The sequence below is a fragment of the Actinomadura macrotermitis genome (assembly GCF_009604375.1).
Taxonomy (GTDB): domain Bacteria; phylum Actinomycetota; class Actinomycetes; order Streptosporangiales; family Streptosporangiaceae; genus Spirillospora; species Spirillospora macrotermitis.
The window spans coordinates 182,906-209,858 of record NZ_WEGH01000001.1 but is presented as its reverse complement, the minus strand read 5'-3'; the positions used below and the strand labels follow the sequence as shown (position 1 = coordinate 209,858).

At 74.6% G+C, this 26,953-nt stretch carries 13 protein-coding genes; 9 read left to right on the top strand and 4 right to left on the bottom strand.

From position 1 onward, the window contains the following. Positions 1-39: 39 nt before the first annotated feature. The 6 genes from ACRB68_RS00870 (at position 40) to ACRB68_RS00845 (ending at position 8,694) form a co-directional block, all read left to right on the top strand. Positions 40-1,554, top strand: a complete 1,515-nt coding sequence (locus ACRB68_RS00870) for a DUF3375 domain-containing protein (RefSeq protein WP_153530423.1) — start codon at positions 40-42, stop codon at positions 1,552-1,554. Then, a complete protein-coding gene (locus ACRB68_RS00865) occupies positions 1,547-2,209 on the top strand; it encodes a DUF4194 domain-containing protein (protein WP_153530422.1) in 663 nt (220 codons plus the stop codon). The genes ACRB68_RS00870 and ACRB68_RS00865 overlap by 8 nt, the downstream gene beginning before the upstream one ends. After that, entirely contained in the window at positions 2,206-5,550 is a 3,345-nt protein-coding gene (locus ACRB68_RS00860; RefSeq protein ID WP_153530421.1) for an ATP-binding protein, read from the top strand. Before ACRB68_RS00865 ends, ACRB68_RS00860 begins: the two co-directional genes overlap by 4 nt. Before the next feature lie 312 nt (positions 5,551-5,862). After that, positions 5,863-6,969, top strand: coding sequence for a sensor histidine kinase (locus tag ACRB68_RS42325; RefSeq protein ID WP_207709545.1), 1,107 nt, complete (start codon positions 5,863-5,865; stop codon positions 6,967-6,969). Further along, positions 6,966-7,631, top strand: coding sequence for a response regulator (locus tag ACRB68_RS00850; protein ID WP_153530420.1), 666 nt, complete (start codon positions 6,966-6,968; stop codon positions 7,629-7,631). Before ACRB68_RS42325 ends, ACRB68_RS00850 begins: the two co-directional genes overlap by 4 nt. Before the next feature lie 67 nt (positions 7,632-7,698). Then, positions 7,699-8,694, top strand: coding sequence for a hypothetical protein (locus ACRB68_RS00845; protein WP_153530419.1), 996 nt, complete (start codon positions 7,699-7,701; stop codon positions 8,692-8,694). A gap of 40 nt (positions 8,695-8,734) precedes the next feature. Here ACRB68_RS00845 and ACRB68_RS00840 read toward each other — a convergent pair whose 3' ends face one another. Beyond that, positions 8,735-9,166, bottom strand: coding sequence for an ATP-binding protein (locus tag ACRB68_RS00840; protein ID WP_153530418.1), 432 nt, complete (start codon positions 9,164-9,166; stop codon positions 8,735-8,737). 112 nt (positions 9,167-9,278) lie between these two features. Between ACRB68_RS00840 and ACRB68_RS00835 the strand changes: the two genes are divergently transcribed. From ACRB68_RS00835 to ACRB68_RS00825, 3 genes are all read left to right on the top strand, one after another. Beyond that, positions 9,279-10,094, top strand: a complete 816-nt coding sequence (locus ACRB68_RS00835; RefSeq protein WP_153530417.1) for a helix-turn-helix domain-containing protein — start codon at positions 9,279-9,281, stop codon at positions 10,092-10,094. Beyond that, positions 10,091-10,282, top strand: coding sequence for a DUF397 domain-containing protein (locus ACRB68_RS00830; RefSeq protein ID WP_153530416.1), 192 nt, complete (start codon positions 10,091-10,093; stop codon positions 10,280-10,282). The genes ACRB68_RS00835 and ACRB68_RS00830 overlap by 4 nt, the downstream gene beginning before the upstream one ends. Before the next feature lie 177 nt (positions 10,283-10,459). Further along, positions 10,460-12,340, top strand: a complete 1,881-nt coding sequence (locus ACRB68_RS00825; protein ID WP_328593567.1) for a CASTOR/POLLUX-related putative ion channel — start codon at positions 10,460-10,462, stop codon at positions 12,338-12,340. A gap of 9 nt (positions 12,341-12,349) precedes the next feature. On the opposite strand, the gene ACRB68_RS00820 is transcribed toward ACRB68_RS00825, so the two are convergent. The 3 genes from ACRB68_RS00820 to ACRB68_RS00810 form a co-directional block, all read right to left on the bottom strand. Continuing rightward, the gene (locus ACRB68_RS00820; RefSeq protein WP_153530415.1) at positions 12,350-14,074 is read right to left on the bottom strand and encodes an AfsR/SARP family transcriptional regulator; all 1,725 of its coding nucleotides are present in this window, start codon (positions 14,072-14,074) and stop codon (positions 12,350-12,352) included. A gap of 67 nt (positions 14,075-14,141) precedes the next feature. Further along, entirely contained in the window at positions 14,142-22,220 is an 8,079-nt protein-coding gene (locus tag ACRB68_RS00815; protein ID WP_328593566.1) for a non-ribosomal peptide synthetase/MFS transporter, read from the bottom strand. Further along, entirely contained in the window at positions 22,217-26,947 is a 4,731-nt protein-coding gene (locus tag ACRB68_RS00810) for a non-ribosomal peptide synthetase (RefSeq protein ID WP_153530414.1), read from the bottom strand. The genes ACRB68_RS00815 and ACRB68_RS00810 overlap by 4 nt, the downstream gene beginning before the upstream one ends. Positions 26,948-26,953 lie beyond the last annotated feature (6 nt).

Genomic DNA, 26,953 nt, shown 5'->3' with positions numbered 1-26,953 from the left:
CGTGGAGTCGAGCGCGCAGGCCTTACCCTGGTCGGCGATATGGATACACGTGGCGTGGAGGGGGCGTACCGGGGAGCGCTCCAGGCGTTTCAGAACCCGATGCTCGATCTGCTCCACCGGACCTACGCGCCGTTCGTGGTGACCGTGCTGGCGATGATGTTCACGCCCGAGCGGCCGGCGGTGGCGGTGGCCGACGCCCACGCCGAGATCGCCGACGCCCTCGCCCGGCTGCGGGCCGCGGGCTACGGCGACGAGGGCGACCAGCCCCTGCCGGCGGGGAACGCCCGGGACCTGTGCCGGCAGTGGGTCCACGCGGGCTGGCTGGTGCGGCAGGTCTCCGACGACGTCGAGGTGTACCGGCTGTCCGCGCACGGCGTCGGCGCGCTCGAGGTGGCCGGCCGGGTCGGCGGGACGCGGACCCGGGTGTCGCAGTCGCGGGTCCGCACGCTGCTGGAGGCGGTCGAGCGGCTCGCGCAGGACGCCGACCCCGACGTCATGGCCCGGATGGCCCGCCTGCAGACCGAGATCGACCAGCGCCGGCGGGAGCTGGCGCGGCTCGAACGGGGCGGCGCCGTGGAGACCGTCGAGGACGACCAGCTGCTGGAGGCGGCCGAGAACGTGCTGCACCTGGCGCGCGAGCTGCCCGCCGACTTCGCCCGCGTCGCCGAGTCGATCAAGGCCATGCAGCGCGACGTCGTCGCCGACCTGCGCCAGGACGTGCGGCCGACCGGGGAGGTGCTGCGCGAGTACCTCGAGCGCGGCCGGCAGATCATGGACGCGACGCCCGAGGGCCGCGCGTTCGCCGGGGCGCTGCGCCTGATCGGCGACCCGGCCCAGATCGACGACCTGTGGAACCTGCTGCGCACCGTGCTGCGGCACCGGTTCACCGCCCTGCTGCCCGAGCCGCAGCGGCGGGAGCTCGCCGAGATCGCGCGCCGGATCGAGCAGGGCGTCAAGGAGGTGCTGGCGGCGCAGCGGCAGGCGTCGCACGTCATCACCACCCAGGTGCGCAACCACGACCCGATGCGCGACCGCCAGGTGGACGAGCTGCTGCGGGACGTGATGTCCGGCCTCCACGCCTGGGTGCCCGCGTCGCGGCGCGGCGAGGCCGTCACCCCGCTGCGCCGCCTGCCGGTGGCCGACGTCGGGCAGCTGCGGCAGACCGTGAGCGATCCGCGCCCGCCGCGGCCGCCCACGCCGCTGCGGGAATGGGACGAGGCGGAGGACGTGCCGTCCGCCGACACCCGCGCCTGGGGCGGCCCGCAGTACGCCGAGCTGCGCGCGCACCTGGCGGCGTTCGCGGACGGCGCGGACGGCGTCGACGTCGCGGCCGCGTTCCGCGCGGCGGCCGAGCCGATCCGGCGGCCGGTGGACCTGCTCGGCCTGCTGGAGATCGTGCACGACCTCGGCATGACCGACACGGGCGAGATCGAGACGGTCGACGCGGTGCGCCCGGACGGGACCCGGCGCCGGTTCGCGTTCGGCGGCGTGCTGGCGGCGAACCCGGCGCCGGCCCGCGCCGGCGACGAGAGAGCGGGGAACGACGATGGGTGAACCGGACGGCGACCGGCCGGAGGGCGCGGCGGCCGGCTTCATCGAGCCGGTCCCGATGGAGGGCGACCCGGCCGAGCTGTTCGCCGGTGACACCGGCACGCTGGACGTGGACGTGCGGCGGGTGCTGGTACGGCTGCTGCAGCGCCGGTTCCTGCTGGCCGACAAGAACCCGGCGCAGTGGCGCACGCTGCTGGAGAACCAGCAGATCATCGAGTCGCGGCTGCACGACCTGTTCGTCCGGCTGGTGGTCGACCACGACCGGGGCATCGCCTACAAGCAGCAGGTGCGCTCGGCGGAGTCGGACGTCCCGATCCTGCTGAAGGACGACCCCTACAACCGGGCCGAGACCCTGGTGCTGGTCCACCTGCGGACCGTCTTCCAGCGGGAGCGCGGCACCGGCGAGACGTCCGCGCGGGTCGACATCGAAGAGCTGGAACAGACCGTGCTGACCTACTTCGATCCCGAGGACCACAACCTCGCCCGCGGCCAGCGCGACATCCGCAACGCGGTGCAGCGGCTGGCGGCAGAGGGCCTGCTCGCGGAGGAGTCCGCGGGCCGGTACCGGATCACGCCGCTGATCGAGGTCGTGCTGAGCGCCGAGAAGCTCACCGAGCTGAACCGGTGGCTGCGGGAACGGAACGAGGTCGCGCCATGAGCATGATCGACACACTGTTCGGGCTGATCCCGGCGGCCTCGCGCGGGCAGCAGTGGGTGGCGCGGGAGCTGCAGCTGGTCAACTGGGGCGGCTACGACGGGTACCACCGCGTCCGGTTCGCCCCCGGCGCGACCCTGTTCAGCGGCGGTTCGGGGTCGGGCAAGTCGACGCTGATGGACTCCTACATCGCGCTGCTGATGCCGCACACCACGCCGTTCAACGGGGCGTCCAACGGCGGGGTGGTCGGCCGGCCGCGCGGCAAGGACCAGCGCAACATCCTCTCCTACGCGCGGGGCAAGCTCGACGAGTCGCGGACCGACGGCGAGACCAGGTCGCGGGTGCTGCGCGGGGACGGCCGCGACACCTGGTCGGCGATCGCGATGACCTGGGCCGACCGGAGCGGCGCGGTGTTCACCGCGCTGCGGGCCTGGTACGTGCCGTCGTCGGCGCGCGCCCTCGACGACGTCGTGGTGGTCCGCGCCACCCGGGACGACGCCTACGACCTGCGCGGGCTGGACGGCCCCGCGGGCAGCAGGTTCGCCCGCGAGGCGGTCACCGCGACGGGCCTGACCTGCTTCGGCACCGACCGTGACTTCACCGCCCGGCTGCACACCGCGCTCGGCATCGGCGCCGCCGGGGACGGGCACAAGGCGGTCGCGCTGCTCGGCCGCATCCAGGCCGGCCAGCAGATCACCACCGTCGACGCGCTGTACAAGACGATGGTGCTGGAGGAGCCGTCCACCCTGGCCACCGCGGACGAGGTGGTGCAGCAGTTCGACGAGCTGTCCGGCACCCGGGACCGGATGATCACCGCCCGGCAGCAGGTGCGGGCGCTGACCCCGATCCGCGGCCACCGGGACGCGATCGACGACGCGGTGGCCCGGACGCGGGTCATCGACGCCGTCGGGTCGTTCACCGCCCCGGCGTCCCCCGCGGCGCTGTGGCGGCACGAACGCCGGCTCGACCTGCTGCGCGCCGCCGAGCAGGTCCTGTCCGCCCGGCGCCGCCGGGCCGGGCAGGAGGCGGCGGAGACCGCCGGACTGATCAAGACGGCGGAGGGCCGGCGGGACGCGGTGCTCGACACCCTGCGCGCGACCGGCGGCGACCGGCTGGACACCGCGCGCCGGGAGATCCGCGGGGTGGAGCAGCGGCTGGCCGACGTCGAGCGCGCCCGCAAGCGGCTGGACCGCGTCCTGGCCGCCGTCGGCGCCGCCGTGTCGACCGCCGGGGACTACGCCGAGCTGGTCGGCACGGCGCACCGGGTGCTGGCCGACGCCGACGCCAGGAAGACCGCCCAGAACCGGTTCGCTGCGGCGGCCGCGGAAAGCGCGGAGGCGAAACGCGAACTGGAGGCGCTGCAGGGCGAACGCGGCAAGGTCAAGGCCCGCCGCGGCAACATCCCCACCGACCTGCACGCCGCCCGCGACCTGCTGGCCGAGGGCGCCGGGCTCACCCCGGACGACCTGCCGTTCGTCGGCGAGCTGATCGAGGTGCGCACCGAGTTCGAGCCGTGGCGGGAGGCGTTCAACCTGGCGCTCGGCGGGTTCGCCACCCAGATGCTGATCGACATCGGCCGGCTGAACGCGTTCCGCGAGGCGATCGACTCGGTGTCGGTCGCGCGGCGCATCCGGTTCGAGGGCGTGCGCACCGGCCTGCGCGACGAGGTCGGGCTGGACGACAGGACGCTCCCCGGCCGGCTGGACTACCGGCCCTCGCCGTTCACCGCCTGGCTCAAGGGCGAGCTCGCCACCCGGTTCGACTTCGTCTGCGTCGAGACGCCCGCGCTGCTGATGCAGCACTCCAAGGCGCTCACGATCACCGGCCAGATGTCACAGGGCGCCCGGGGCGCGCACGGCGGCCACGGCCGGGCCAACCTGCTGGGATTCACCAACACCAGGCTGCTCGCCGACCTCGACACCCGGATCGAGCGCGCCCGCAAACGCCTTGACGACGCCGTCGCGCAGGAGGAGAAGGCCGAGCGGGACCTCAACTCGTTCGAGGAGAGGCGCACCGCCTACCAGACCGTGACCGAGCTGACCTGGGACCAGGTGGACGTCGAGGCGGTCATCGCCGAACGCGACCGCTGGGAGCGGGTCATCGCCGAGGTCCGCGCGGGCAACCCCGAGATCGACCGGCTGCAGCGGGAGGCGGAGGAGCTCAAGCGGCGGGTCACCGAGCTGACCGAGCGCGTCGGCGGCCAGAAGAAGGAGCTGGAGCGGCTCGACGCCGAGTGGGAGTCGATCGTCGACGAGGTGGACGGCGCCCAGCGGGCGCTCGACACCGCCGCGGCGACCGGCACCGAGGTGGTCCTCGAGCACCGCGAGTACCTGGCGGCGCTGTTCGGCGACGCCCCCGACGGCGCCGATCCGGCGACGGCGCTGGCGGAGTTCGACGCCGCGTACCGGCGCGCCGCCGAGCGGATGCACGACGACCGCAAGGCGGCGCAGGAGACGATCGGCCGGTCGCGCAAGGCGCTGCAGGAGACGTTCGCCATGTTCGTCGAGCGCTGGCCGAACCCCAACCTCGGCACCGACCCCGACGCCTCCTACCACGACTTCGAGCGCCTGCTCGCCGACCTGGAGACCAGCGGCCTGCACGAGCTGGAGACCGAGTGGCGCGACAGCCTCCTCAAGCTCTCCGGCAACGACCTGACCAGCCTGGACAGCGAGCTCGCCGCCGCGGTCCGCCAGATCCGCGACCGGATCGACCCGGTCAACCGCATCCTCGCCGGGCTGCCGTTCGCCGACGACGGGCACCGGCTGCGCATCGACCCGCAGGAGAGCCACTCCGCGGTGCGCGCCCGGTTCCGCAAGGAGCTGCGCGACGTACGGGCCCTCATCGACAAGGCGGACACCGACGCCGACCGGGAGCGCGCCTACCACCGCATGGCCAGGGTGATCGACCGGATCCGCCGCACCGCGCCCGATTTCGCCGACCTGGTCGACGTGCGCAACCACGTCCGGATCAGCGCGGAGAAACGCGACCTGGCCGGCGCGCACGTCGCGGTCTACGACCACATCGGGGAGAAGTCCGGCGGCGAGTCCCAGGAGCTGGTCGCGTTCATCGTCGGCGCGGCGCTGCGCTACCAGCTGGGCGACGCGGGCGCCGAGCGGCCGCGCTACGCCCCGGTCTTCCTCGACGAGGCGCTGATCAAGGCGGACGCGCACTTCACCGGCCGGGCCATCGGCGCCTGGCGCGGGCTGGGCTTCCAGCTCGTCATCAGCGCCCCCAACGACAAGCACAGCGCGATCGAACCCCACGTGGACGCCGAGTACCTGATCCTCAAGAACGCCGAGGGCCGCTCCTGGGCGAAGCCCATCGTGGCGGTCCCCGACGCATGACCATTCGCCGCCGGGGGCGCGTCCGGTGACAGGATGATCCGGCCGGAAACGACCGGAAGGCGGCATCGCGGATGCGCGAACAGGAAGAGACGCGGCCTCGCCAGTGGGAGTACCGCACCACGCAAGTGGGGTGTAACGCCCTGGGCGCGGTGAACTCGGACCAGCTCCAGCGAAAGCTCGATCGAGCGGGCCGCGGCGGGTGGCAGTGCGCGGGAGTGCTCGGTCCGGACCGGCTGGGCATCTTCACTCTCGTCTTCCAGCGCCCCTGTCGTTCCGGCGACGGCTGAGGGTGCGCTGGTAGCGTCGGCAGGTGTGCGGGACCGGTTCGAGGCGTCGCTGCCGGTGCGGTGGAAGGCGCCGCTGGTGGCGGGTGCGCTGGCGGTGCTGTCGCCAGTGCTGTTCCTGGCGCCCCGCGGCGTGCCGGCCGCGGCCGGGCGTCCGCTGGTGGCGGCGCTCGTCGTCGTCCAGGCGGCGGCGCTGTGGTGGCTGGGCTCGCGTCCCGCCGTGGTCACCGCCGTCGCGGTGGCCTCCGGGGCGGCCCTGCAGCTCCTGGTCCCGCAGGCCGGTCCGGGGATCGCGCTGGTGGTGCTGTGCACGTTCGCCTGGCTGCGGCCCGCGCGGACGTCGCTGTGGGCGGTGCCCGGAGCGGCGGCCGCCTTCGCCGCGACGGCGGGCCACGGCGCCATGGCGCTCCTGTGGCCGGTCGCGGTGGTCCTCGCCTGGAGCTGGGGCGCGCTCGGCCGGGCGTGGGCGGCGCGGCGGCACGCCGAGGCGCGCCGGATGGTGCTGGAGGAACGGGCCCGCATCGCCCGCGAGCTGCACGACGTCCTGGCGCACACGGTGTCGGTGATGGTCGTGCAGGCCGCCGCCGCCGACGACGTCTTCGACACCAGCCCCGAGAAGGCGCGGCAGGCGGTGCGGGGGCTGGAGGCCTCGGGCCGGGAGGCCCTGGTGGAGCTCCGCCGCTTCCTGCGCACTGTGCGCGTGCTGGAGGAGGAGACCGCGGACGACGCCCTGGAGCCGCAGCCGTCCCTGGCGGACCTGGACCGGCTCGCCGGGACGGTGCAGGCCGCCGGCCTGGCCGTCCGCGTGGTGCGGGAAGGCCTGGCGGACGCCGACGTCCCGCCGGGCGTGGCGCTGTCGGCGTACCGAATCGTCCAGGAGTCGCTCACCAACGCGCTGCGGCACGCCCGCGCGTCCACCGCCGTGGTCACCGTCCGCGCCCGGGACGGCCTGCTGACCGTCGAGGTCCGCGACGACGGCACCGGCGGCGGCCGGTCCGCCGCGCCGGGCGCCGGGCAGGGACTCGCCGGGATGCGCGAGCGCGCGGCGCTGCTCGGCGGGACACTGGAGGCCGGGCCCGGCCCCGCGGGCGGGTTCCGGGTCCGCGCCCGCCTGCCGCTGGAGGACACCGCATGACGATCCGGGTGCTGGTCGCCGACGACCAGGAGCTGGTCCGGGCCGGCTTCTGCATGATCATCGACGCCCGGGACGACCTGGCGGTGGTCGGCGAGGCCGCCGACGGCGCGCAGGCCGTCGCGCTGGCCGCGCGGGTCCGCCCGGACGTGGTCCTCATGGACGTGCGGATGCCCGGCATGGACGGCGTCGAGGCCACCCGGCTGCTCACCGCCGCCGCGGACCCGCCCCGGGTGATCATGCTGACCACCTTCGACCTGGACGAGCCGCTCTACGCCGCGCTGCGGGCCGGCGCCAGCGGGTTCCTGCTGAAGGACGTGCGGCCGGCGGAGCTGGCCGAGGCCGTCCGGGTCGTCGCGCGGGGCGAGGCGCTGCTCGCCCCCACCGCGACCCGGCGCCTCCTGGACCGCTTCACCGCCACCGCGCCGCAGCCGCCGGTCCGCCCGGCGGCGCTCGGCGAGCTCACCGACCGGGAGCTGGAGGTGCTCGCGCTGGTGGCGCGCGCGGCCTCCAACGCCGAGATCGCCCGGCGGCTGGTGGTCACCGAGGCGACGGTGAAGACGCACGTGTCGTCCATCCTGCGCAAGCTCGGGGTGCGCGACCGGGTGCAGGCCGTGGTGCTCGCCTACGACCTCGGAGTGGTCCGGCCCCGCCCCTCAGCCTGAAGACGGAGGGCGGAGACCACTCCGCCGCCCGAGGCGCCGGGGCGGGTCCCGTTCCTACCGTCGAAGCATGGCCTTTCTTCGGAACCGGCGGCGACGCGCCGCCCTCGCACTGGTGCTCGTCGCGCCCGCCGTCGCCGAGCTGACCCTCGGCTCGGTCCCGGTGCGGATGCTGTGGCTGGTCGTCCTCTATGTCCCGATCTACGGCGCCGGGGTGCTGCTGATCCGCGAGGTGGTCCGCCGGACGGGCGGCGGGACGGGCGCCCTGCTGCTGATGGGCCTCGCCTACGGGCTGGTCGAGGAGGGCCTGGCGCTGCAGAGCCTCACCAGCCCCCACCTGTACGGCGCCGCCGGCTGGGGCCCGCGGCCGTGGGGGATCAACGCCCCCTACGCCGAGCTGAACCTGATCTACCACGCGGTGTTCAGCGTCCTGCTGCCGGTCACGCTCGTCGAGCTGATGTTCCGCGACCTCGGCCGGACGCCCTACCTGCGGCGCGGCGGGCTCATCGGCACCGCCATCACGGCACTGCTGGGCGTAGGGCTGCTGCGCGTGTCGGTGCCCCCGTCGCAGGACCCCGGCTACCTGCTGCCCGGCCGGGCCGCCCTGGTGATCCTCGGGCTGGCGGCCGCGTCGGTGGTGGCGGCACTCGTCCTACATCGGCGCCGCCCGGCCTCCTCCGATCGCCCTGCTCCCGGCCGTTTCCGGGTCGGCGCGGTCTGCGCGATCGCGGCTTTCGCCTTCCTCGCGCTGCTGTTCCCCTTCGCCGGCGCGCACCATCCGGTGTTCCTGCCCCGCGCCTGGGCACCGCTGCCGATGGCCGTCGCCGCTCTGGTAGCCGCGGCCGCCGCCTGGAGGCTGCGCCGCTGGAGCGCAGCGACCGGCTGGACGCCCCGCCACCGCCTGGCCGCCGTCTCCGGGGCGCTCATCGCCCACACCGCCTTCGGCCTGGTCTCCCACACCCGCGACCCCCTCGACACCGCCGGCCTCGCCGTCATCGGAGCGGTGATGATCCTCCTGCTCCACCGCCTGGACCACCACCTCGCCACCGGGACGCCCGATGCCTGAGCGTCGGCAGCGAACTGGAACCGCTACAAGCGCGCCGTCTCTATGTATGCGGTGGAGTGAGGTGCATGCGCGCCCAGATCCACTTGCCGCCGGACGGGTCCGGCGTGTAGCCACACTGGCTGGCGAGGGTCTGGACGATCGGCAGGCCCCAGCCGCCGTTGTCGTCGAACGACTCGGGGGAGAGGTCGAGGTCGTCGAGCGTCAGCTCGACCACCGGCTTGGGCTGGGGGAGCGCCGGGCTGGAGTCCCAGACGGCGATGACGACCCCGTAGGCGTCGCGGCTGAGCTGGAAGCGGATTTCTTTGCACGGGGTCGCCTCGGCCGCGTTCGCGATCAATTCGGCGACGATCAATTGCACATCATCCGCAATGTGGAAACAGTCCCATTTGTGAAGCCGTTGCTGCGTGAGCGTACGTGCGAGGCCGGCGGCGGCCGGCGAGCCGAGCATGGGAATGACCAGGTCGTCCGTCATCGTCGTCACCGTTGCTTCACCCTTGGGTCGGTTTTCATGATTCCTTCACAAGAGTCGCTCAGGTTGTTTACTCTCTGTCTGTACTCGGGGAACCTGGAAACAGGGAGCGAAAATGCCGATCGTCCGTGACGAGCTCGACCCGAAGATCTCGATGTGGTACTTCCTTGCGCACTCCCTACGGTTCTGGCGTGAAAAAGAAGGGCTGTCGCTCACCCAGTGCGGGCAGGTAATCGGTGTCGCGCGCTCCACTGTTTCCAACATGGAGGCGGGGCGTCGTCGCCCGCAGGACGACCACATGCGCTTGCTCGATCAGCGGTACCAGACCGGAGTGATCTTTCAGATGCTCCTCTGGTTCGCCCGGATGGCTCATGATCCGGACTGGGGGCGGCAGATCGCCAAGTACGAGGAGCAGAGCCACCTGATCAAGCTGTACCACGGCCAGGTGATCCCGATCGCCCTACAGACGGATGACTACACCTGGGCATGTGTCCGGGCGGGGACCCCCAAGGACTTCGAAGCGTCGATGGCAAGGAGGGTCGCGCGGAAGCAGTACTTCCTGGGGCGCATGGAAGACTTCGAGGTCTGGGCACTCCTGGACGAGAGCGTGCTGGCCCGCGTCGTCGGTGGCCCCCAGGTCATGCGTGCGCAGCTTGAGCACCTTCTCAAGCTGTCGGAGCTGCCCCAGTTCTCCCTGCGCGTCGTCCCCTTCTCTGCGGGAGCGCATCTCGGGGTCGATGGATCGCTCCAGCTCCTGAGCTTGGACTCCCGGGACGTTGCCTACTCCGGGGCGCAGAACGGCGGCCGCTTGATCGAAACGCCTGGCGAGGTGCGCGAACTCTCGGTTAAGTTCGATCGCATTGGCAGCAAGGCGGCCTCCGAGGACGCCTCGCGTGAGCTCATCAAGCAGTACCTGGAGCGATATACATGATCGTGCAGTGGCGCAAGAGTTCCTACAGCGGTGGTGCGGACGATGAGCAGTGCATTGAGCTGGGACACCTTGCGCAGGGAGTCGGCGTCAGGGACTCCAAGGACCCGGCCGCCGGGCAGCTGAGCCTGACCGCCGCGCAGTTCGGTGAACTGGTCCAGGCGATCAAGGGTCGGCCGGCCGGGCGCTGAGCGTCTGGTCCGGGTGCTGGTCATGTGGCGGCCGAGATGGCCGGCAAGCGAGTAGCCGGGCCCGGAGGAGCCGCGAGCCGGATGTGGTGTTTGCAGTAGATTGTCGCCCCGATCGCATGAGGAGACGGGGCGTCATATGGGGATCGGGGAGCCGGGCGTGCGCGCCGGGAACGGCCGGTGAACCGGGTCAGGTCGCGGGACCGGCTGCGGTACTGGTTCGACAACACCATGGCCAAGGGCACCCCCGCCCTCATCGGCTGGCTCGGGCTGGCGTCGATGGTGCTGGTGGTGACCGTGGCGTCGCTGGCGGTGCTGATCGCGCCGCGGGACGCGGCGGGCAATGGCCACTGGCCGGGCGTGGTCTGGCGGAGCCTGCTGCGCACGCTGGACCCGGGCACGATGGGCGGCGACCGGGGCAGCGGCCCCTACCTGGCGCTGATGCTGGTGGCGACGGTCGGTGGGATCTTCCTGGTCAGCGCCCTGATCGGTGTGCTGACCACCGGCCTGGAGGCCCGGATCGCCGAGCTGCGCAAGGGGCGGTCGCGCATCATCGAGCACGACCACACCGTCCTGCTGGGCTGGTCGGACCACGTGTTCACCGTGGTCGCCGAGCTGGTGGAGGCCAACAAGAGCAAGAGCAGCTCCTACGTGGCGATCCTGGCCGACCGCGACCGCGTCGACATGGAGGAGGCCATCCGCGCCCGGGTCGGCGGCACCGGCCGCACGAAGGTCATCTGCCGCCGCGGCGACCCGCTCAAGGTCGCCGACCTGGACCTGGTCAGCCCCGCCACCGCTCGCTCGATCGTGGTGCTGACCCCGCCGGTCGACGCCCCCGACACCCATGTGATCAAGGTGCTGCTGGCGCTCGGCGCGCGCACCTGGGACCCCGGTCACCGGCCGCACGTGATCGCGGCGGTGCACGACTCCTCCAACCTGCCCGCCGCGCGGCTGGCGGCCGGGCCGGCCGCCCAGGTGATCGACGCCGACGACCTGGCGATCCGGCTCATCGTGCAGTCGCACCGCGAGGCCGGCCTGTCGGCGGTCTTCACCGAGCTGCTGGACTTCGAGGGCCACGAGCTGTACCTGCACACCGCGCCGTCCCTGGCCGGGCGCACCTTCGGGCGGCTGCTGGACGCCTACGAGCTGGGCGTCCCCATCGGGCTGCGGCACGCGGGCGGCGGGGTGTCGCTGAACCCGCCGATGGACACCGTCGCCCGCCCCGACGACAAGATCATCGTGCTGGCCGAGGACGACGTGCTGATCAAGCTGGCGACCCGGCCCGTGCCGCCCGTCGCCGAGGAGGCCATCGCCGCGCCCGGCCCCGCCCGCGGCGCGCCCGAGCGCACCCTGCTGATCGGCTGGAACCACCGCGCCCCCGAGATCATCAGGTTGCTGGACGGCTTCGCCCGCCCCGGCTCGACGCTGCACGTGGCCGCCGACCGGGCGGACCCGACCGCCGGCCTGCCCCGCCCCGCCAACGTGGCCCTCGGCTTCACCCGGTGCGCGCCCACCGACCGGCCCAGCCTGGAGGGCCTGGACGCCGGCTCCTACCAGAGCATCATCGTGCTGGCCGACCTGGACCTGCCGGCCGAGCACTCCGACGCCCGCACCCTGGTCACCCTGCTGCACCTGCGGGACATGGCCGAGCGACTGGACGCGCCCTACTCGATCGTCAGCGAGATCAACGACGAGGCCAACCGCGAGATCGCGGTGGTGACCAAGGCCGACGACTTCGTGGTCAGCGACAAGCTCATCAACCAGGTCCTGGCCCAGGTCAGCGAGGACCGGCACCTCTACGACGTGTTCATGGAGCTGCTGTCGCCCCAGGGCGCCGAGATCTACCTCAAGCCGGCCACCGACTACCTGCGCCCCGGCGTGACGGCGAACTTCACCACCCTCATCGAGGCGGCCCGGCGGCGCGGCGAGACCGCCCTCGGCTACCGGCTCGGCGCCCGCTTCCACCAGCCCCCCGACTACGGCGTCGTCCTCAACCCCGTCAAGGGCGCCCCGCTGACCCTCACGGCCGCCGACCGGGTGATCGTCCTGACCGAGGGGTGACCGCCGCCTTCAGGCGGGGATCCGGGTGAGGTGCAGGCGCAGCAGCGCGGGCAGGGCGTAGGTCCAGGTGGGGCCGGAGCGCCTCGGGGTGGCCAGGTGGTGGTCGACCAGGTGTTCCAGGAGCTCCTCGGCGTGCGACTGGGGGAGGGAGAGGGCGCCGGACAGCTGGGCGGGGGTGGCCGGGCCCTCGGCCAGGACGGACAGCGCCTGGCGGGCCGGGGCGGGCAGGGCCGAGGTGATCCGGGCGTAGGAGTCCTGGAGGCTGCGGTCGCCGGTGGTGAGCAGGCCGAGGCGGCGGTGGTCGTCGCCGAGCCAGGCGGCCAGGTCGGCGGGGGTCCAGTGCGGCCGGGACTGCAGGAGGGCGGCCGCGGCCCGGATCGCGGCGGGCAGGCCGTCGCAGAGCCCGAGGACGGCCGGGCCCGGCGCGGTGCCGGTCAGGGCGGTGAAGAGGGCGGCGGCCTCGTCGTCCGGCAGGGGCGCCAGGCGGATCATGGCGGTGGTGTCCAGGGCGGTCAGCGGGCGCCGGGCCGTGACGACGACCGAGCAGGTGGGGCCGCCGGGCAGCAGGGGGCGGACCTGGGCCTCGTCGGCGGCGTCGTCGAGCAGGATCAGGAGCCGGCGGTCGGCGGTCAGCGTCCGGAAGAGGGCCGCGCGGTCGGGGAGCGGGCCGGGGACCGAGTCCGGGGGCACGCCCAGCGTGCCGAGGAAGCGGGCGAGGATCCGGCCGGGTTCCTCGGTCAGGTCGGCGTAGAGCTGCCCGTCGGGGTGGGACTCCTGGAGCCGGTGGGCCAGGTGCAGGGCCAGCGCGGTCTTGCCCGACCCGACCGGCCCGGTGACGGCCAGGACGGGAAGGGAGGTGGGGCACGCCGCCGCCAGGGCGGTGTGCAGGGCGTCGATCTGCGCGGAACGGCCGATCAGCAGGGGCGGGGCCGGCGGCAGCTGGCGGGGCCTGAGCGTGGCGAGCACGGGCGGGACGGCCGCGGGGCGCTCCGACTGCTGGGTCAGGATCGCGGCCTCCAGCCGGCGCAGCTCGGGGCCGGGCTCCAGGCCGAGGTCCTGGACCAGGGCCCGGCGTCCTTCGCGGTAGACCGTCAGCGCCTCCGCCTGGCGGCTGCCGCGGTACAGGGCCAGCATCAGGACCCCGCGCAGGCGCTCGTCGTAGGGGTGGGCGTCGACGAGGGGGCGCAGCCCGAGCGCGACCGTGTCGTGCAGCCCGAGCTCCAGCTGCGCCTCCGCCATGTCGCAGACGGTCTGCAGGCGCCGGTGCTCCAGATGCTCGGCGTGCCGGCGCAGGAAGGCGCTGCCCACGTCCAGCAGCGCGGGGCCGCGCCAGCACGCCAGCGCCTTGGCGTACAGGCCGGCCGACGCGGCCGGGTCGGCGCGCACCGACCAGGCCTGCTCCCTCAGCTCCTCGAAGAGGCCGAGGTCGGTCCGGCAGTGCGCCGGGTCGAGCAGGTAGCCGGGGGGACGGGTGACCAGCACCCGGTCCGGGGCGACCGGGGAGCCCGCGGCCCGCATCGCGTTGCGCAGGGCGCTGACATGGCCGTGCACGTTGGCCAGGGCGCTGCGCGGCGGCGCCCCGTCCCAGAGGGCGTCGATCAGCTCCGAGACGGGCACGACGCTTCCCGCCCGCAGGGCGAGCAGGGCGAGCAGCGAGACCCGGTGCGGTCCGCCGAGCGGCAGGGGACCGCCCGCGACCTGCGCTTCGACCTCGCCGAGCAGGCTGACGTACACGATCTTCGAGCGTACGCTCGAAGATCAAGAACGCGCTCGCTTCCGCTGTGCGCGTAACGCCGGGCCGTCACCGGTGGTCGGCGGTCAGCGACCGGTCGGCCTCTTCCTGCAGCTCGTCCAGGTCGCGGGTGGACTCCGGCGCGGGCAGCGCGTCCGGCAGCAGGTCCTCCAGGTGGCGCAGCCGCCGCAGCCGGAGGCCGAGGAGGCCCCAGGCCGTCAGCAGGACGCCCATCGCGGCCAGCAGCCAGCCGAGCGACGCGCCGCGCCCCGCGCCGGTGAGGGCGCCGGCGCCCGCCGCGAGCGGGGCCGTGCTGAGGTAGCCGAGCGGGGTCATGGCCGTGGCCAGCATCTGGTTGGTCGCCAGCACCCGGCCCTGCAGCTCCGAGCGCACCTTGAGCTGGATGATCGCCAGCCAGTGGGCGTTGATGACGCTGGTGGAGCCCCAGCGCAGCGCCAGGCCGAAGGCGACCAGCGGGACGAGCGAGAGCACGCCGGCGAACCCGGTGACCACCGTCGCCACGCCCGCGACGGCCACGAAGCCGACCATGCCGTCGGCGAGCCGCCGCGTCCCGCCCCAGCGGACCATCAGCACGCTGCCGAGCACCGCGCCGAGCCCGCCCGCCGCCGTGACCACGCCGAGCTCGACGGCGCCGTCCTGCGCCAGCACCATCGGGGACACGACCGCGAGGGTGAGCGCGGTGAAGTAGTTGACGCCCATGAAGTAGACCGCCATCACCAGCAGCGGCGGGCGCCTGGTGATGAACCGCCAGCCGCCGGCGAGCGACGAGCGGAACGTCTCCTCCCTCCTGCGGAACATCCGGTCGGGGAAGCGGACCGCCGTCAAGGTCAGCAGGGCGACGGTGAAGGTGGCCACGTCGACCGCGATGACCGTCGGGAGGCCGGCCAGGCCGATGAGGGCGCCGCCGGCGAGCGGCGCCACCAGAGTGCCGAGGCCGAGGCCGGCCTGGGCCAGCGCGTTCGCCTGCGGGAGGTAGGGCTTCGGGACGAGCTGCGCGATGGCCGCCAGATAGGCGGGCCGGTGGAAGGCCGACACGACCGACAGAAGGGTCACGACGCAGCAGACCGCCGCGAACGTCAGGCCGCCCCGCCACAGCAGGACCGCCGTGGCCGCCATGGCGAGGCCGCTCACCGCGTCGCAGGCGAGCATCACCGTGCGCCGGTCGTGGCGGTCGGCGATCGCGCCGCCGAGCGGCCCGGCGAGCACCGCCGGCAGGAGCGCCAGCATCGTCACGAGGGCGAAGTCCAGCACCCGGCCGCTGCGCTGATACGTCCAGACGCCCAGGGCGAAGGAGCTGAGCGAGCTGCCGACCATGGAGGCCAGCTGTCCCGCCGCGACGATGTGGAACCCGCGCAGCCCCGGCTTCGCCAGGGGCGGCGTCCCGGTCGGCGCGGCCTGCGCGGACGGCGGGTCGGTGAGGAAGGAGGCGAGGGTCTCGGGCTGGTGGCGCAGGAAGTAGTGCCCCGCCAAGGGGACGACGGAGAGGGAGACGCGGGGGGAGAACGCCTCCCATTCGCGGTAGCGCTCCTGGTAGAGGTCGGTCGCGCCATCGCTCTCGCCGACGATGACCTGGATCGGGGCGCGCAGCCGTTGCGGGTCGCCGAGGCGGCGGGTGAACCAGTCCTGGGCCTGCCGGGCGTCGTGCCGGATGGCGCGGACCGCGGTCTCCACGGCGGGGCCGTCGAGGTCCTCGGGCAGGCCGCCCATGGAGCGGAGCGCGTCGCGGTAGGCGCGGTCGGACAGCCACCGGTCGGCCGGGAGCCGGCGGTTGAACCACGCCGACAGGCGTCCGGGCAGGCGGGCGGTGGGGAAGCTGCCGCCGAGGTGGACGCCCGTCACCTCGACGCCGGTCCCCTCCAGGCGCAGGGCGAGGGCGGTCGCCAGGGCGGAGCCCACGCAGTGGCCGTAGACCGCGATCGGGCCCGTCGTCCGCGCGGCCAGTTCCGCCACGCACTGTTCGACGACGTCTTCCAGGGGGCGCATCGGCTCGTCCGGGCGGGCCGGGTCGTGGCCCGGCAGCTCCAGTGCGAGGACCTCTGTCCCGTCGGGCAGCGCCTCCGCCAGCGGCCGGTAGACGGCGGCCGACCCGCCGCCGTAAGGGACACAGACGATCGTGGCCGTCGGGGTGCCCTGGCGCGGGCCGCTCAGGCGGTGCAGGAGCCCGCCTTCGCCGGTCGTGCCGAGCTTGGCGGCCAGTTCCCGGACGGTCGGATGGGTGACCAGGTCGATGACCCGCAGCCCGGGGTCGATCTCCTGGACGGCCTTGACCGCCAGGAACGAGTCGCCGCCGAGGGCGAAGAAGTCGTCGTCGGCTCCCACGCGCTCGACGCCCAGCAGACCGGCCCAGATCCGGGCGATCCGCTGCTCCGCCTCCGATTCCGGTTCGGTGAAGGCGGCTTCGGGGGCGTCCATGGGCAGACGCCCGCGATCCACCTTTCCGTTGGGGTTGAGCGGCAGCTCCGGCAGGAACGTGATCGTCGAGGGGACCATGTAGTCGGGCAGCAGTGAGCGCAGGGCGCCGCGCGCCGCGGCCTCGTCCAGCCCGTCAGCCACGAGCCAGGCGGCGAGGCGGCGCGCCGTCCCCGTCCCCACGGCCAGGACGGCCGCCGCGGTGACGCCGGCCAGGGTCCGGCAGACGGCCGCGACCTCGCCGGGCTCGACGCGGTAGCCCCTGATCTTCACCTGGTCGTCGATCCGCCCCAGGAACTCGACCGCCCCGTCGGAGCGGACGCGCACCCGGTCGCCCGACCGGTAGAACTCCCCGAAATCGGCGCCCTGGAGGTAGCCGCGGGCGACCTGGGGGCCGCCGATCCACAGTTCGCCGGGCAGGCCGTGCGGCTGCGGGCGTCCCTGGGCGTCGGCCACCAGGCACCGGACGCCGGGCAGCGGGCGGCCGAGCGGGACGTTCGCCCCGCCCCGCGCCTCGTCGCGCGCCGTGCAGGTCAGCACCGCCACCGTCGTCTCCGTCGGCCCGTAGTGGACCTGGACCTCCAGGTCCGGCCGCGCCTCGGCGATCCGGTCGACGAGCGACCAGGGCACCGCCTCGCCCGCCAGCACCAGCAGCCGTCCGGGCAGCACCGAGGCCAGGTCCCCGTGCGAGGCCAGCAGCTCCAGATGGCTCGGCACGCACTTGAGGAAGTCCACGCCCTGCATCCGCGCGGCGAACGCCTCCGGGTCGGCGGCGGTGTCACGGTCGAACAGGTGCAGCGTCCCGCCGGTCGTCAGCGCCCCGAAGACGTTCAGCATCCCGAGGTCGGCGGCGATCGTGGAGACCAGCGCCCAGGAGCGGTGCGGCCCGACCCTCGGCAGCACCCCGTCGAGATAGGCGGCGACGCTGCCGTGCTCGACGGCGACGCCCTTGGGCGCGCCCGTCGACCCGGACGTGAAGATCACATACGCGAGGTCGGCGCCGGTGACGCTTCCGGACGTCCCGTCCGCCTCGGCGGAATCAGCGGGCACGACGGCCGTCACATGCTGGGGCAGGCGGTCGGCGAGGTCGGCGGTCGTGACGGCGACGCGGACGCCGGCCGTCGCGCACATGCCGGCGATGCGGTCGGCGGGGGCGGCGTCGTCCAGCGGGACGAACGCGGCCCGCGCCTTGAGGACGCCGAGCAGGGCGACCGGCAGGTCGCGCGAGCGCGGCAGGAGCACCGCGACCCGGTCGCCCGGGCCCGCCCCGGCGGCCGACAGGCGCGCGGCCAGCGCGCCGGCGAGGCCGTCGAGCTCGCGGTAGGAGTACGCGCCGTCGTAGGCGACGACCGCGGTGGCCGCCGGGGCGAGGGCGGCCTGGCGCCCGATCCGCTCGTGGAGGCCGATCGGCTCGTCCGAGGCGGACGCGGGCGGCCCGGCGATGATCGGGTCGGCGCCGGGCTCCAGGTCGAGCGCTTCCAGCGGGCCGTCCGGCGTGGCGGCGAGCTGGGCGAGGACGGAGGTGAAGAACCCCGCGATCCGGCGGGCCGTGCCCTCGTCGAACAGGTCGCTCCGGTAGGTGAGCCCGCCGCGCAGCCCGGATCCCTCGTCCTGGACCGTCCAGCTCAGATCGAACCGCGCGGTCGCGGGCAGCGTCTCCAGGGACTCGGCCGCGAGGCCGGTGAACCCGGTGACGGCGCCGGGGGCCTGGTAGAGGTTCAGCAGGACCTGCAAGGGCGGCGGCTCGAACGGCTCGGCGGCATGCGCGAACGCGTCGAGCACCTCGCCCCGGATCCGGGACAGCAGCGCACGGCCGGTGGGGTCGTCGCCGAGCCGGGTCCGGATGACGAGCGTGTCCAGCAGGCAGCCGAGGACGTTCTCGGCGTCGCGATGCCGCCGCCCCGCCTCGGGGACGGCCACCGCCACGTCCTCGCTCCCGGAGACGCGGGCGAGCGTCACCTGCAACGCCGTCAGCAGCACCATGAAGACGGTCGCCCCGGATTCGGCGGCCAGGTTCCGCACCCCTGCCGTCAGCTCATCCCCGAGCTCCAGCCGGAGGAAGCCCGCGGCGGACCCGCCCTCCCGTGCGCGGTCGCACGGGAGATCGAGTTCGGGTGGGAGGTCCGCCAGCTTCCCGGTCCACCAGGAGGAGGCGGGACGGCCGTGCTGCCACGCGGCGATGTCGGGGAAGCCGACGTCGAGCGGGCTGAGGGCGCGGCCGGAGTAGAGCGCCGCCAGATCCCGCAGGAGGACGGCCCGGGAACGGGCATCGCTGGCGATGTGGTGCAGGACCAGGGCCAGGACGTGCTCGTCCGGGCCGAGGGCGAGCAGCGTGGCGCGGAACGGCGGCTCCTCGGCCAGCGCGAAGGGACGCGCGGTCAGCTCCGCCAGGCGCTCCTGGAGATTCGCCGTCTCTTCCACCGCGAGCGGGACCTCGGCGGGGTCGTCGGTGATCCCGTGCGGCTCGCCGTCCAGGAGGACGACCCGGGTGCGGAGCATCTCGTGGCGGCGCGCCAGCCCGTTCACCGCCGCGCGCAGCGCCGGGACGTCCAGGTCGCCGCGCAGCCGCAGCACGACCGGCACGTTGTACGCCGAGCTCTCCGGATCCAGCTCGCCGGCCAGCCACAGGCGGCGCTGCAGCGGTGTCAGCGGCCAGGGCCTGGTCCCGGCGCGCCGGGGGATCGGCTCCTCGGCGTCCCCGGACAGGGATTCCAGCGCGCCGGCCAGATCGGCAAGGACCGGGTGGTCGAACAGCAGCCGTGGCGGCACCGCCGAGCCGAGGCGCTCGGCGAGCCGTGCCGCCGCGCGGACCGCCGAGAAGGAGTCGCCGCCGAGGGCGAAGAAGTCGTCCTCGGGCCCGGCGCCGGAGACGCCGAGCACCTGGCTCCAGACCTCGGCCACGAGCAGCCCGGCGGCCGAGGACGGGGCCCCGGCCTCCCGGACGGCCCGGACCGGAGCCGGCAGCCGGGCCCGGTCGACCTTTCCGTTGACGGTCAGCGGCAGGGCCTCAAGGAACGTGAACGAGGAGGGGACCATGGCGTCCGGCAGGCTGCGCCGCAGCGCCCGCCGCACGGCCGCCTCGTCCAGGCCGGGAGGAGCGACCAGCCAGGCGGCGAGACCCTCGGGAACACCGAGGACGACCGCCTCGGCGACCCCGGGCACCGCCCGGCAGGCGGCGGCGACCTCGCCCGGATCGACCCGGTGGCCGCGCACCTTCACCCGGTCGTCGATCCGCCCGAGAAACTCCACCATCCCGTCGGGACGGACCCGCGCCCGGTCACCCGACCGGTGCAGCCCGCCCCGTGCCACCTGCGGCCCGCCGATCCACAGCTCACCGGGCACGCCATGGGGCACCGGACGGCCCGCGGCGTCGGCGACGAAGCAGCTCACCCCCGGGAACGGCGTTCCCAGCGGGACGTTCGCGGTCTCCCGCGCGGCCGTGTCCGCGACGCAGCCGAGGACCGAGACGGTGGTCTCCGTCGGGCCGTAATGGACCTGCACCTCCAGACCGGGACGCACCTGCGCGACGCGGTCCACCAGCGACCACGGGACGGCCTCGCCCGCCAGGACGAGCAGCCGCTCCGGCAGCAGCGAGGCGAGCGGCGCGTGGGCGGCCAGGCCCTCCAGCTGGCTGGGGACGCACTTGAAGGTCTCCACACCGCGGACGCGCTCGGCGAACAGCGCCGGGTCGGTCGACGCGGCCAGGTCCAGCAGGTGGAGCGTCGCGCCCGTGGTGAGGGCGCCGAAGACGTTCAGCAGGCCGAGGTCGGCGGCGATCGTGGAGACCAGGGCGTAGGAGGAGGAGCGGCCGGCCCGGGGCGCGACGGCGTCCAGGTACGCGGTGAGATTGCCGTGGCCGACGACGACCTTCTTGGGCCTGCCGGTGGAGCCCGAGGTGAAGATCGCGTACGCAGGGTCCGCCGGATCGGGCGAAAGCGGCGCGTCCTGCGCGGTTTCCGTCGGAACATCGTCCACTGAAACGACAGAAACCCCGGACGGCAGACGGTCGGCCAGAGCGGGTGAGGCGACGGCGAACCTGCTGTCCGCGAGCAGCTGCGCCACCCGTCCAGAGGGAGCGGTCTCGTCCACGGGCACGTAGGCGGCGCCCGCCATGAGGATGCCGAGCAGCGCCACCGGGAGATCCCGGGAGCGTTCCATGAGAACGCCCACATGGTCGCCCCGGCTGACGCCGAGCGTACGCAGCCTGCCGGCCAGGCTCCGGGCGCGATCGGCCAGCTCGGCATAGGTGAGAGCACCATCGGCCGCGACAACGGCGCACGCGTCGGGAACCAGCCGGGCCTGATCGAGGAAGCGCTCGTGAACGGCGCGCGGGTCCCGGTCGGCTGCCGGAGCGCTGAGCACGTGGTCCGCCCCGGGCTCCAGGGGGAGGTCCCCGGCGGCGTGGTCCGGATCGGCGGCCAGGCCGGTCAGCAGGGCGGTGAACCAGCCCGCCAGACGGCGTGCGGTCGCGTCGTCGTAGAGGTCGGTCCGGTAGGCGAGGCGGCCGCGCAGGTCCGGGCCGTCCTCGACGAACGTCCAGGTCAGTGCGGCCTTCACCGCGGTCATCGGGACCTCGACGAACTCCGCGGCCAGGCCGGGGAACCCCGCCGGGGCGGGCGGCGGCGCGACGACGTTGAGGAGCGTGCCGAACAGGGGCCGTCCCGGGGCCACGCGCTCGGCCACCCGGTCGAAGGGGACCTCGGCGTGGCTCACCGCGTCCAGGGCCGCGGTGCGGGCCCGCCGGACCAGCTCGCGGCCGGTGGCGCCGGCGTCGACGGTGTCCCGGACGACGAGGGTCTCCACGAAGCACCCCATCACCCCTTCGAGGTCGGGATGCCGGCGGCCCGCCTCCGGGACGCCCACCGCCACGTCGGGATCGCCGATCCGGGCGAGCAGGACCTGTAGGGCGGCCAGCAGCACCATGAAGACCGAGCCGCCCCGGGCCAGCTCCCGGACCGCCGCGACCGTCGCCGCGTCCAGTTCGAGGTCGAGTTCCGCGCCGGACCAGCCCGTGCGCGGCACCGGCGCCAGCACCGGAGCCGGGTCGAGCCCGGCGAGCCGCTCGCTCCACCAGTCCAGCGCCCGCTCGGCCGCCGGGGACGCGGCGCGGGCGTTGAGCCAGGCGGCGGCGTCGCCGTACTGGAGCGGCGGCGGGCCCAGCGCGGGGCCGTCGCCGGTCCGGTAGCGGTAGAGCGCGCCCAGCTCGGCCACCAGGAGCGGCAGCGAGCCGGCGTCGACCGCCAGGTGGTGGACGATGAGCGCCAGCACATGGTCCTCGGCGCCGAGCTCCAGCAGCGTGGGGCGGAACGGGATCTCCTCGGCCGGCCGGAACGGCCGTTCCACGAGAGCGGTCAGCCGTGCGTCCAGCTCGGCGGCCTCGATCCGTTCGCGGGAGACGCTCGGCGCGCCGCCCGGGACGGCTCGCGGCTCACCGTCGTCTTCGACGATCCGTGAGTGCAGCACCTCGTGCCGCGCCGCCAGGTCCGCGAGGGCCGCCTCCAGCGCGGGCACGTCGAGGGCGCCGCGCAGCCGCAGGACCACCGGGACGTTGTACGCGGGGCTGTCGGGCTCCGCGGCGCCCGCCAGCCACATCCGGCGCTGCACCGGCGAGAGCCGCCCGTCGCCCGCGCCGCGCGGGATCCCGGCCGGCGCCTGGCGCGCGGCGGCGATCCGGCGGCCGAGCAGTTCCCGCACGCGGTCCTGCGAGACCTCGGTCACGCGCCGGCCTCCTCTTCCGCGAGCCCTTCCAGGACGAGCCGTTCCACCTCGGCGGCGTAGTCGCCCAGTTCCGGGTGGTCGAACAGCGTCCACACCGGCAGGTCGAACCCCAGCGCCTCCCGCAGCCGCACGGTCACCCGCGTGGCCAGCAGCGACGTCCCGCCGAGCATGAAGAACTCGTCCTCGGGCCCGAGCCCGCGCGTCTTCAGCGCGGCCTCCCAGATCTCCGCGACCAGCTCCACCAGCGTCCCGCCGCCGGAGTCCTGCTCCTCGGCGCCATCGGGTTCCTCGGCCACGGGGTCCAGGGCGCGGCGGTCCAGCTTGCCGCTGATGGTGCGGGGCAGCTCGGCGTGCCTGATCCAGGTCCGGGGGACCATGTAGGCCGGAAGGCGGTCCCGGGCGTGGGCCTCCAGAGCGGGGAACAGGTCCTCGTCGGGGATACGGGCGGGGGCCACGACGTGCGCCCGCAGGACGGCGTCGGCGCCGGGGCTGGGGACCGTCGCCACGTCGATGACGGAGAGGTGTTCGCGCAGCACGGCGTCGATCTCGTCCAGCTCGATCCGGTATCCGCGGAGTTTGACCTGGTTGTCGCGGCGGCCCAGGAAGACCAGGACGTGGCCGCCCGAGCCGTCGGGCCGCCAGCGGACCCGGTCGCCCGACCGGTACAGCATGGTGCCGTCCCCGGCCGGGACGAAGGCCGCCGCGGTCAGCTCGGGACGGCCGCGGTAACCGTCCGCCACGCCGGGCCCGCCCAGCCAGAGCTCACCCGGGACGCCCAGCGGCAGCAGCCGCCCGAGCGGGTCGACGACGGCCATCCGCTCGCCGGGGATCGGATGGCCGATCGCGATCTGGGGGCCGTGCGGCGGAGCGGCCACCGGGTGGACCGTCGAGACCACGGTCACCTCCGACGGGCCGTAGACGTTCCACGCGCCCGCCGTGCGCGCCGTCAGTTCCTTGGCGAGCGCCTCGTCCAGGATCTCGCCGCCGATCAGGACGCGCAGCTCGGGCCGCCCCGCCCAGCCGTCGGCGACCAGCAGCCGGAGCCGGCTCGGCGTCGCCATGATCAGGGTCGCCTCCGCGCTGTCCAGGAGGGCGGCCAGCGCCCGGCCGTCCCGCGCGGTGGCGGAGTCGGCGACGAACACGCGGGCGCCGATCGACAGCGCCGCCCAGAACTCGAAGGAGGACATGTCGAACACCAGCGGCGCCATCGCGACGATCACGTCGTCGCCGGTCATCCCCGGATCGGCGTGGACCGCCTCGGCGAAGGACGCGATCGCGCGGTGCGAGATCTGGATGCCCTTGGGGCGCCCGGTCGAGCCCGAGGTGAAGATGAGGTAGGCCGGCCGCCCGAGGTCGGGCGCGGGCAGCGGCCCGGCGGGCGCCGCCATCAGGGCCTCGGCGTCGTGCAGGACCAGGTCGGGGAGCGCGTGCTCGCCGAGCACGACCGCGTGGCGGATGCCGCAGTCCTCGGCGATCAGGGCGAGCCTGCGGGCGGGCAGGTCGGCGTCCATGGCGACGTAGGCCGCGCCGGCGCGCAGGACGCCGAGCAGGATCGCGGGCATCCGGTGGTCGCGCGGAAGGCTCACGCCGATCGGCTCGCCGGGCCGGATACCGGCCGCCACCAGCGCGGACGCCACCCTGGCCGAGATGTCGGACAGCTCGCCGTAGGTGAGCGCGCCGCTCGCCGAGGCGACGGCCGGGCGCGCCGGGTCGGCGCGCAGGATCGCCTCGATGACCGTCTCGGTGCCGGTCAGCGGGGAGCCGGTGCCGAGGGCGCGCAGCCGGTCCTCCTCGGCGGGGGAGACCAGGGCGAGCGAGGAGACCGCGCGCTCCGGACCCGCGACCGTCTGGGCGAGGGCGTCCAGGAAGGCGTCGGCGACGAGCGCCGCCTCCGCCTCGGTGTACCGGTCGGTCGCGTACTCGGCGACCAGTTCCGGGCCCGCGGCCCCGGTGTTCATCAGAAGGGTGAGCTCGGTGACGGCGCCGCCCAGGTCCAGCTCGCCCACCAGCTCGACCCGGACGTCCCCGATCCGCGTGACAGGCTCCTCGTCGGGCTGGAACGCCAGCACCACCGGCAGGGGATTGGCGCCGTGGGCGCGCGGGACCGCGGCGGCGACCGCGGCCGCCAGCCCGTCCCGGTGCCCGAACGCGCGGGTGATCCGCTCGCCCACCCGCGCGGCGAGGACGGCGAGGCCGGGGTCGTCGGCGAAGTCGGCCCGGATGGGGAGGACGTCGAGCAGCGGGCCGATGACGCGGTCCAGCCCCGGACGGTCGCGGACCGTCGCGGTCAGCCCGATGGTCGTCTCGGCGCGCCCCGACAGGCCGCCGACGACCGTGGCCAGCGCCGCGAGCTGCACCGCCGCCGGGGTGAGCCCGAGCCGCGCGGCCAGGTCCCGGACGCCGTCCAGCAGCGCGGGGTCGACGCGCCTGGAGATCCGCCGCCCGCGCGGCCCCGGGACGGAGGCCGGATCGCCGAGCAGGTCGTAGGGCACCACGGCCCCGGCGAGCTCCTCGCGCCAGTAGGGGTCCTCGGCCTCGTCGTGGGCCAGGTCGCCGAACTGCAGGGCGGGCGCGGCGGGCGTGCGCCCGGCGAGCTCCGCCGCCAGCTCCTCGCGCAGGATGCGCTCCGACCAGCCGTCGAAGGCGATGTGGTCGGTGACCAGCAGTACTTCGGCGGCATCCGGGCCGATCCATGCACATATTGCTCGTAGGAGCGGGGTTTCTACAGTCAGATCGAATGGCTTCAGGGCCGCGGTCAGCCGCGACAGCTCCTCTTCCCGCCGGGCCGGGTCGAGTGACCGCAGGTCGTGTTCGGTGACGGGCACCGGGGCGGGCGGGGCGACGCGGACGACCGGCTCCCCGTCCAGGAGCTCCACCCGGCTCCGGAGCGACTCGTGGCGTTCGACGATGCCGTTGAGAGCCGACCGGAGGGCGGCGGCGTCCACCAGGCCGGTCAGCCGGAAGCGCAGGCCGATCGTGGTGGCCGGGGTGGCGGGATCGATCTGGCGCATCGCCCAGAGGCCGCGCTGGACCTCGGTCAGGGGGTGGGTCCCGCTGCGCGGCCGGGGCCGGGCGACGGCCGGGGGCGCGGCGGAGACCAGTTCCGCCAAGGCGGCCACCGTCGGCGCGGCCAGGAACTCGTGCAGCGGCACCTGGACGCCGAGGTCGGACGCGACCCGGGCGACGACGCGGGCCGCGGCCAGGGAGTGGCCGCCCAGGGAGGCGAAGGAGTCGTCCGCGCCCACCTCGGGGAGGCCGAGGACATCGGCGACGATCGCGGCGACCCGCTGCTCGGCCGGGGTGGCGGGCGCGCGGCCGGCCGGTGCGGCGGGGGAGGGCAGGGCGTCCCGGTCGAGCTTGCCGCCGGGGCCGAGCGGAAGCGACGGCAGGAGCACGATCCGGTCGGGGACGAGCGGCGCGGGCAGCCGGCCGGCCAGATGGTCGAGCAGTTCCCGCTCGGACGCGGTGGCCGCGGCGTAGCCGATCAGCCGGTGGGTGCCGTCGGCGTCCGGCACGGCCACCACGGCCGCCTCCGTCACCGCGGGGTGCCCGGCCAGCGCGTGCTCGATCTCGCCCGGCTCCACCCGGTGCCCGCGGACCTTCACCTGGGCGTCGGAGCGTCCCGCGAACCAGTAGACGCCGCCCTCGAACCGCACCAGGTCACCCGTCCGGTAGGTGCGGCTCCCGGTGAAGCCACCGGGGTCCGAGCCGAGGTAGCCGCGGGCCACGACCGGCCCGGCCACCACGAGCTCGCCCGTCTCGCCGGGGGCGACCTCGCGCCCCGAGGCGTCCCGGACGCTGACGACCGCGCCGGCGATCGGCAGCCCGATCGGCACCGGGTTCTCACCGGCGGACACCTCGTGCACCAGGCACTGCGTGGTGCACTCGGTCGGCCCGTAGCAGTTGAAGAAGCGGATGCCGGGCGCCGCCGCGAGGAACCGCGCGACCAGGTCGCCGGGCAGCGCCTCGCCGCCGGAGTAGACCAGCCGCAGCGACGGCGGCAGCGGCCCCGACCGCAGCAGCGCGGCGAGCACCGACGGGGGCCCGCCGAGCGCCCGCACCTCGCCGGCCGCCGGCAGCGCGGGCAGCGCGAGCAGGTCGTCGGCCAGGACGACCGTCCCGCCGTGCACCAGCGGGCCGAAGATCTCCATCACCGACGGGTCGAAACCGATCGACGTGGCCGCCAGCCAGCCGCCGACGCCCTCGCCCCAGGCCTCGCCCACCCACTCCAGCAGGTTCAGCGCGCTGCGGTGCTCGACGACGACGCCCTTCGGCTTGCCCGTCGACCCCGAGGTGTGGATGACGTAGGCCGGCGAGTCCGGCGGGACGGGCACCGCGGGGTCGTCCGCCCGGCCGCCGTCCTGGACCGGCACGGGCGTGGCGCCGTCCGGAACCCGCCCGATGAGCGAGGGAAGCGTGACGACGTGGCGCAGGCCGCTGTCCGCGGCCAGGTACGCCAGCCGGTCGAGCGGGTACGCGGGATCGAGGGGCACGTAGGCCGCGCCGCTCTTGAGCGTCCCGAGAAGCGCGGGGACCAGATCGGCGCCCCGGTCCATGAGGACCCCGACGGCCTCTCCGGGCCGGACCCCGTGTTCGAGCAGCATGTGCGCGATCCGGTTGGACCGCTGCTCCAGCTGCGCGTAGGTGACACGCAGATCCTGTACCACCAAGGCGACCCGGCCGGGGTTCTTCCTGGCCTGCTCCGCAACCGCCTGCTGAATGTTCACGGCAGC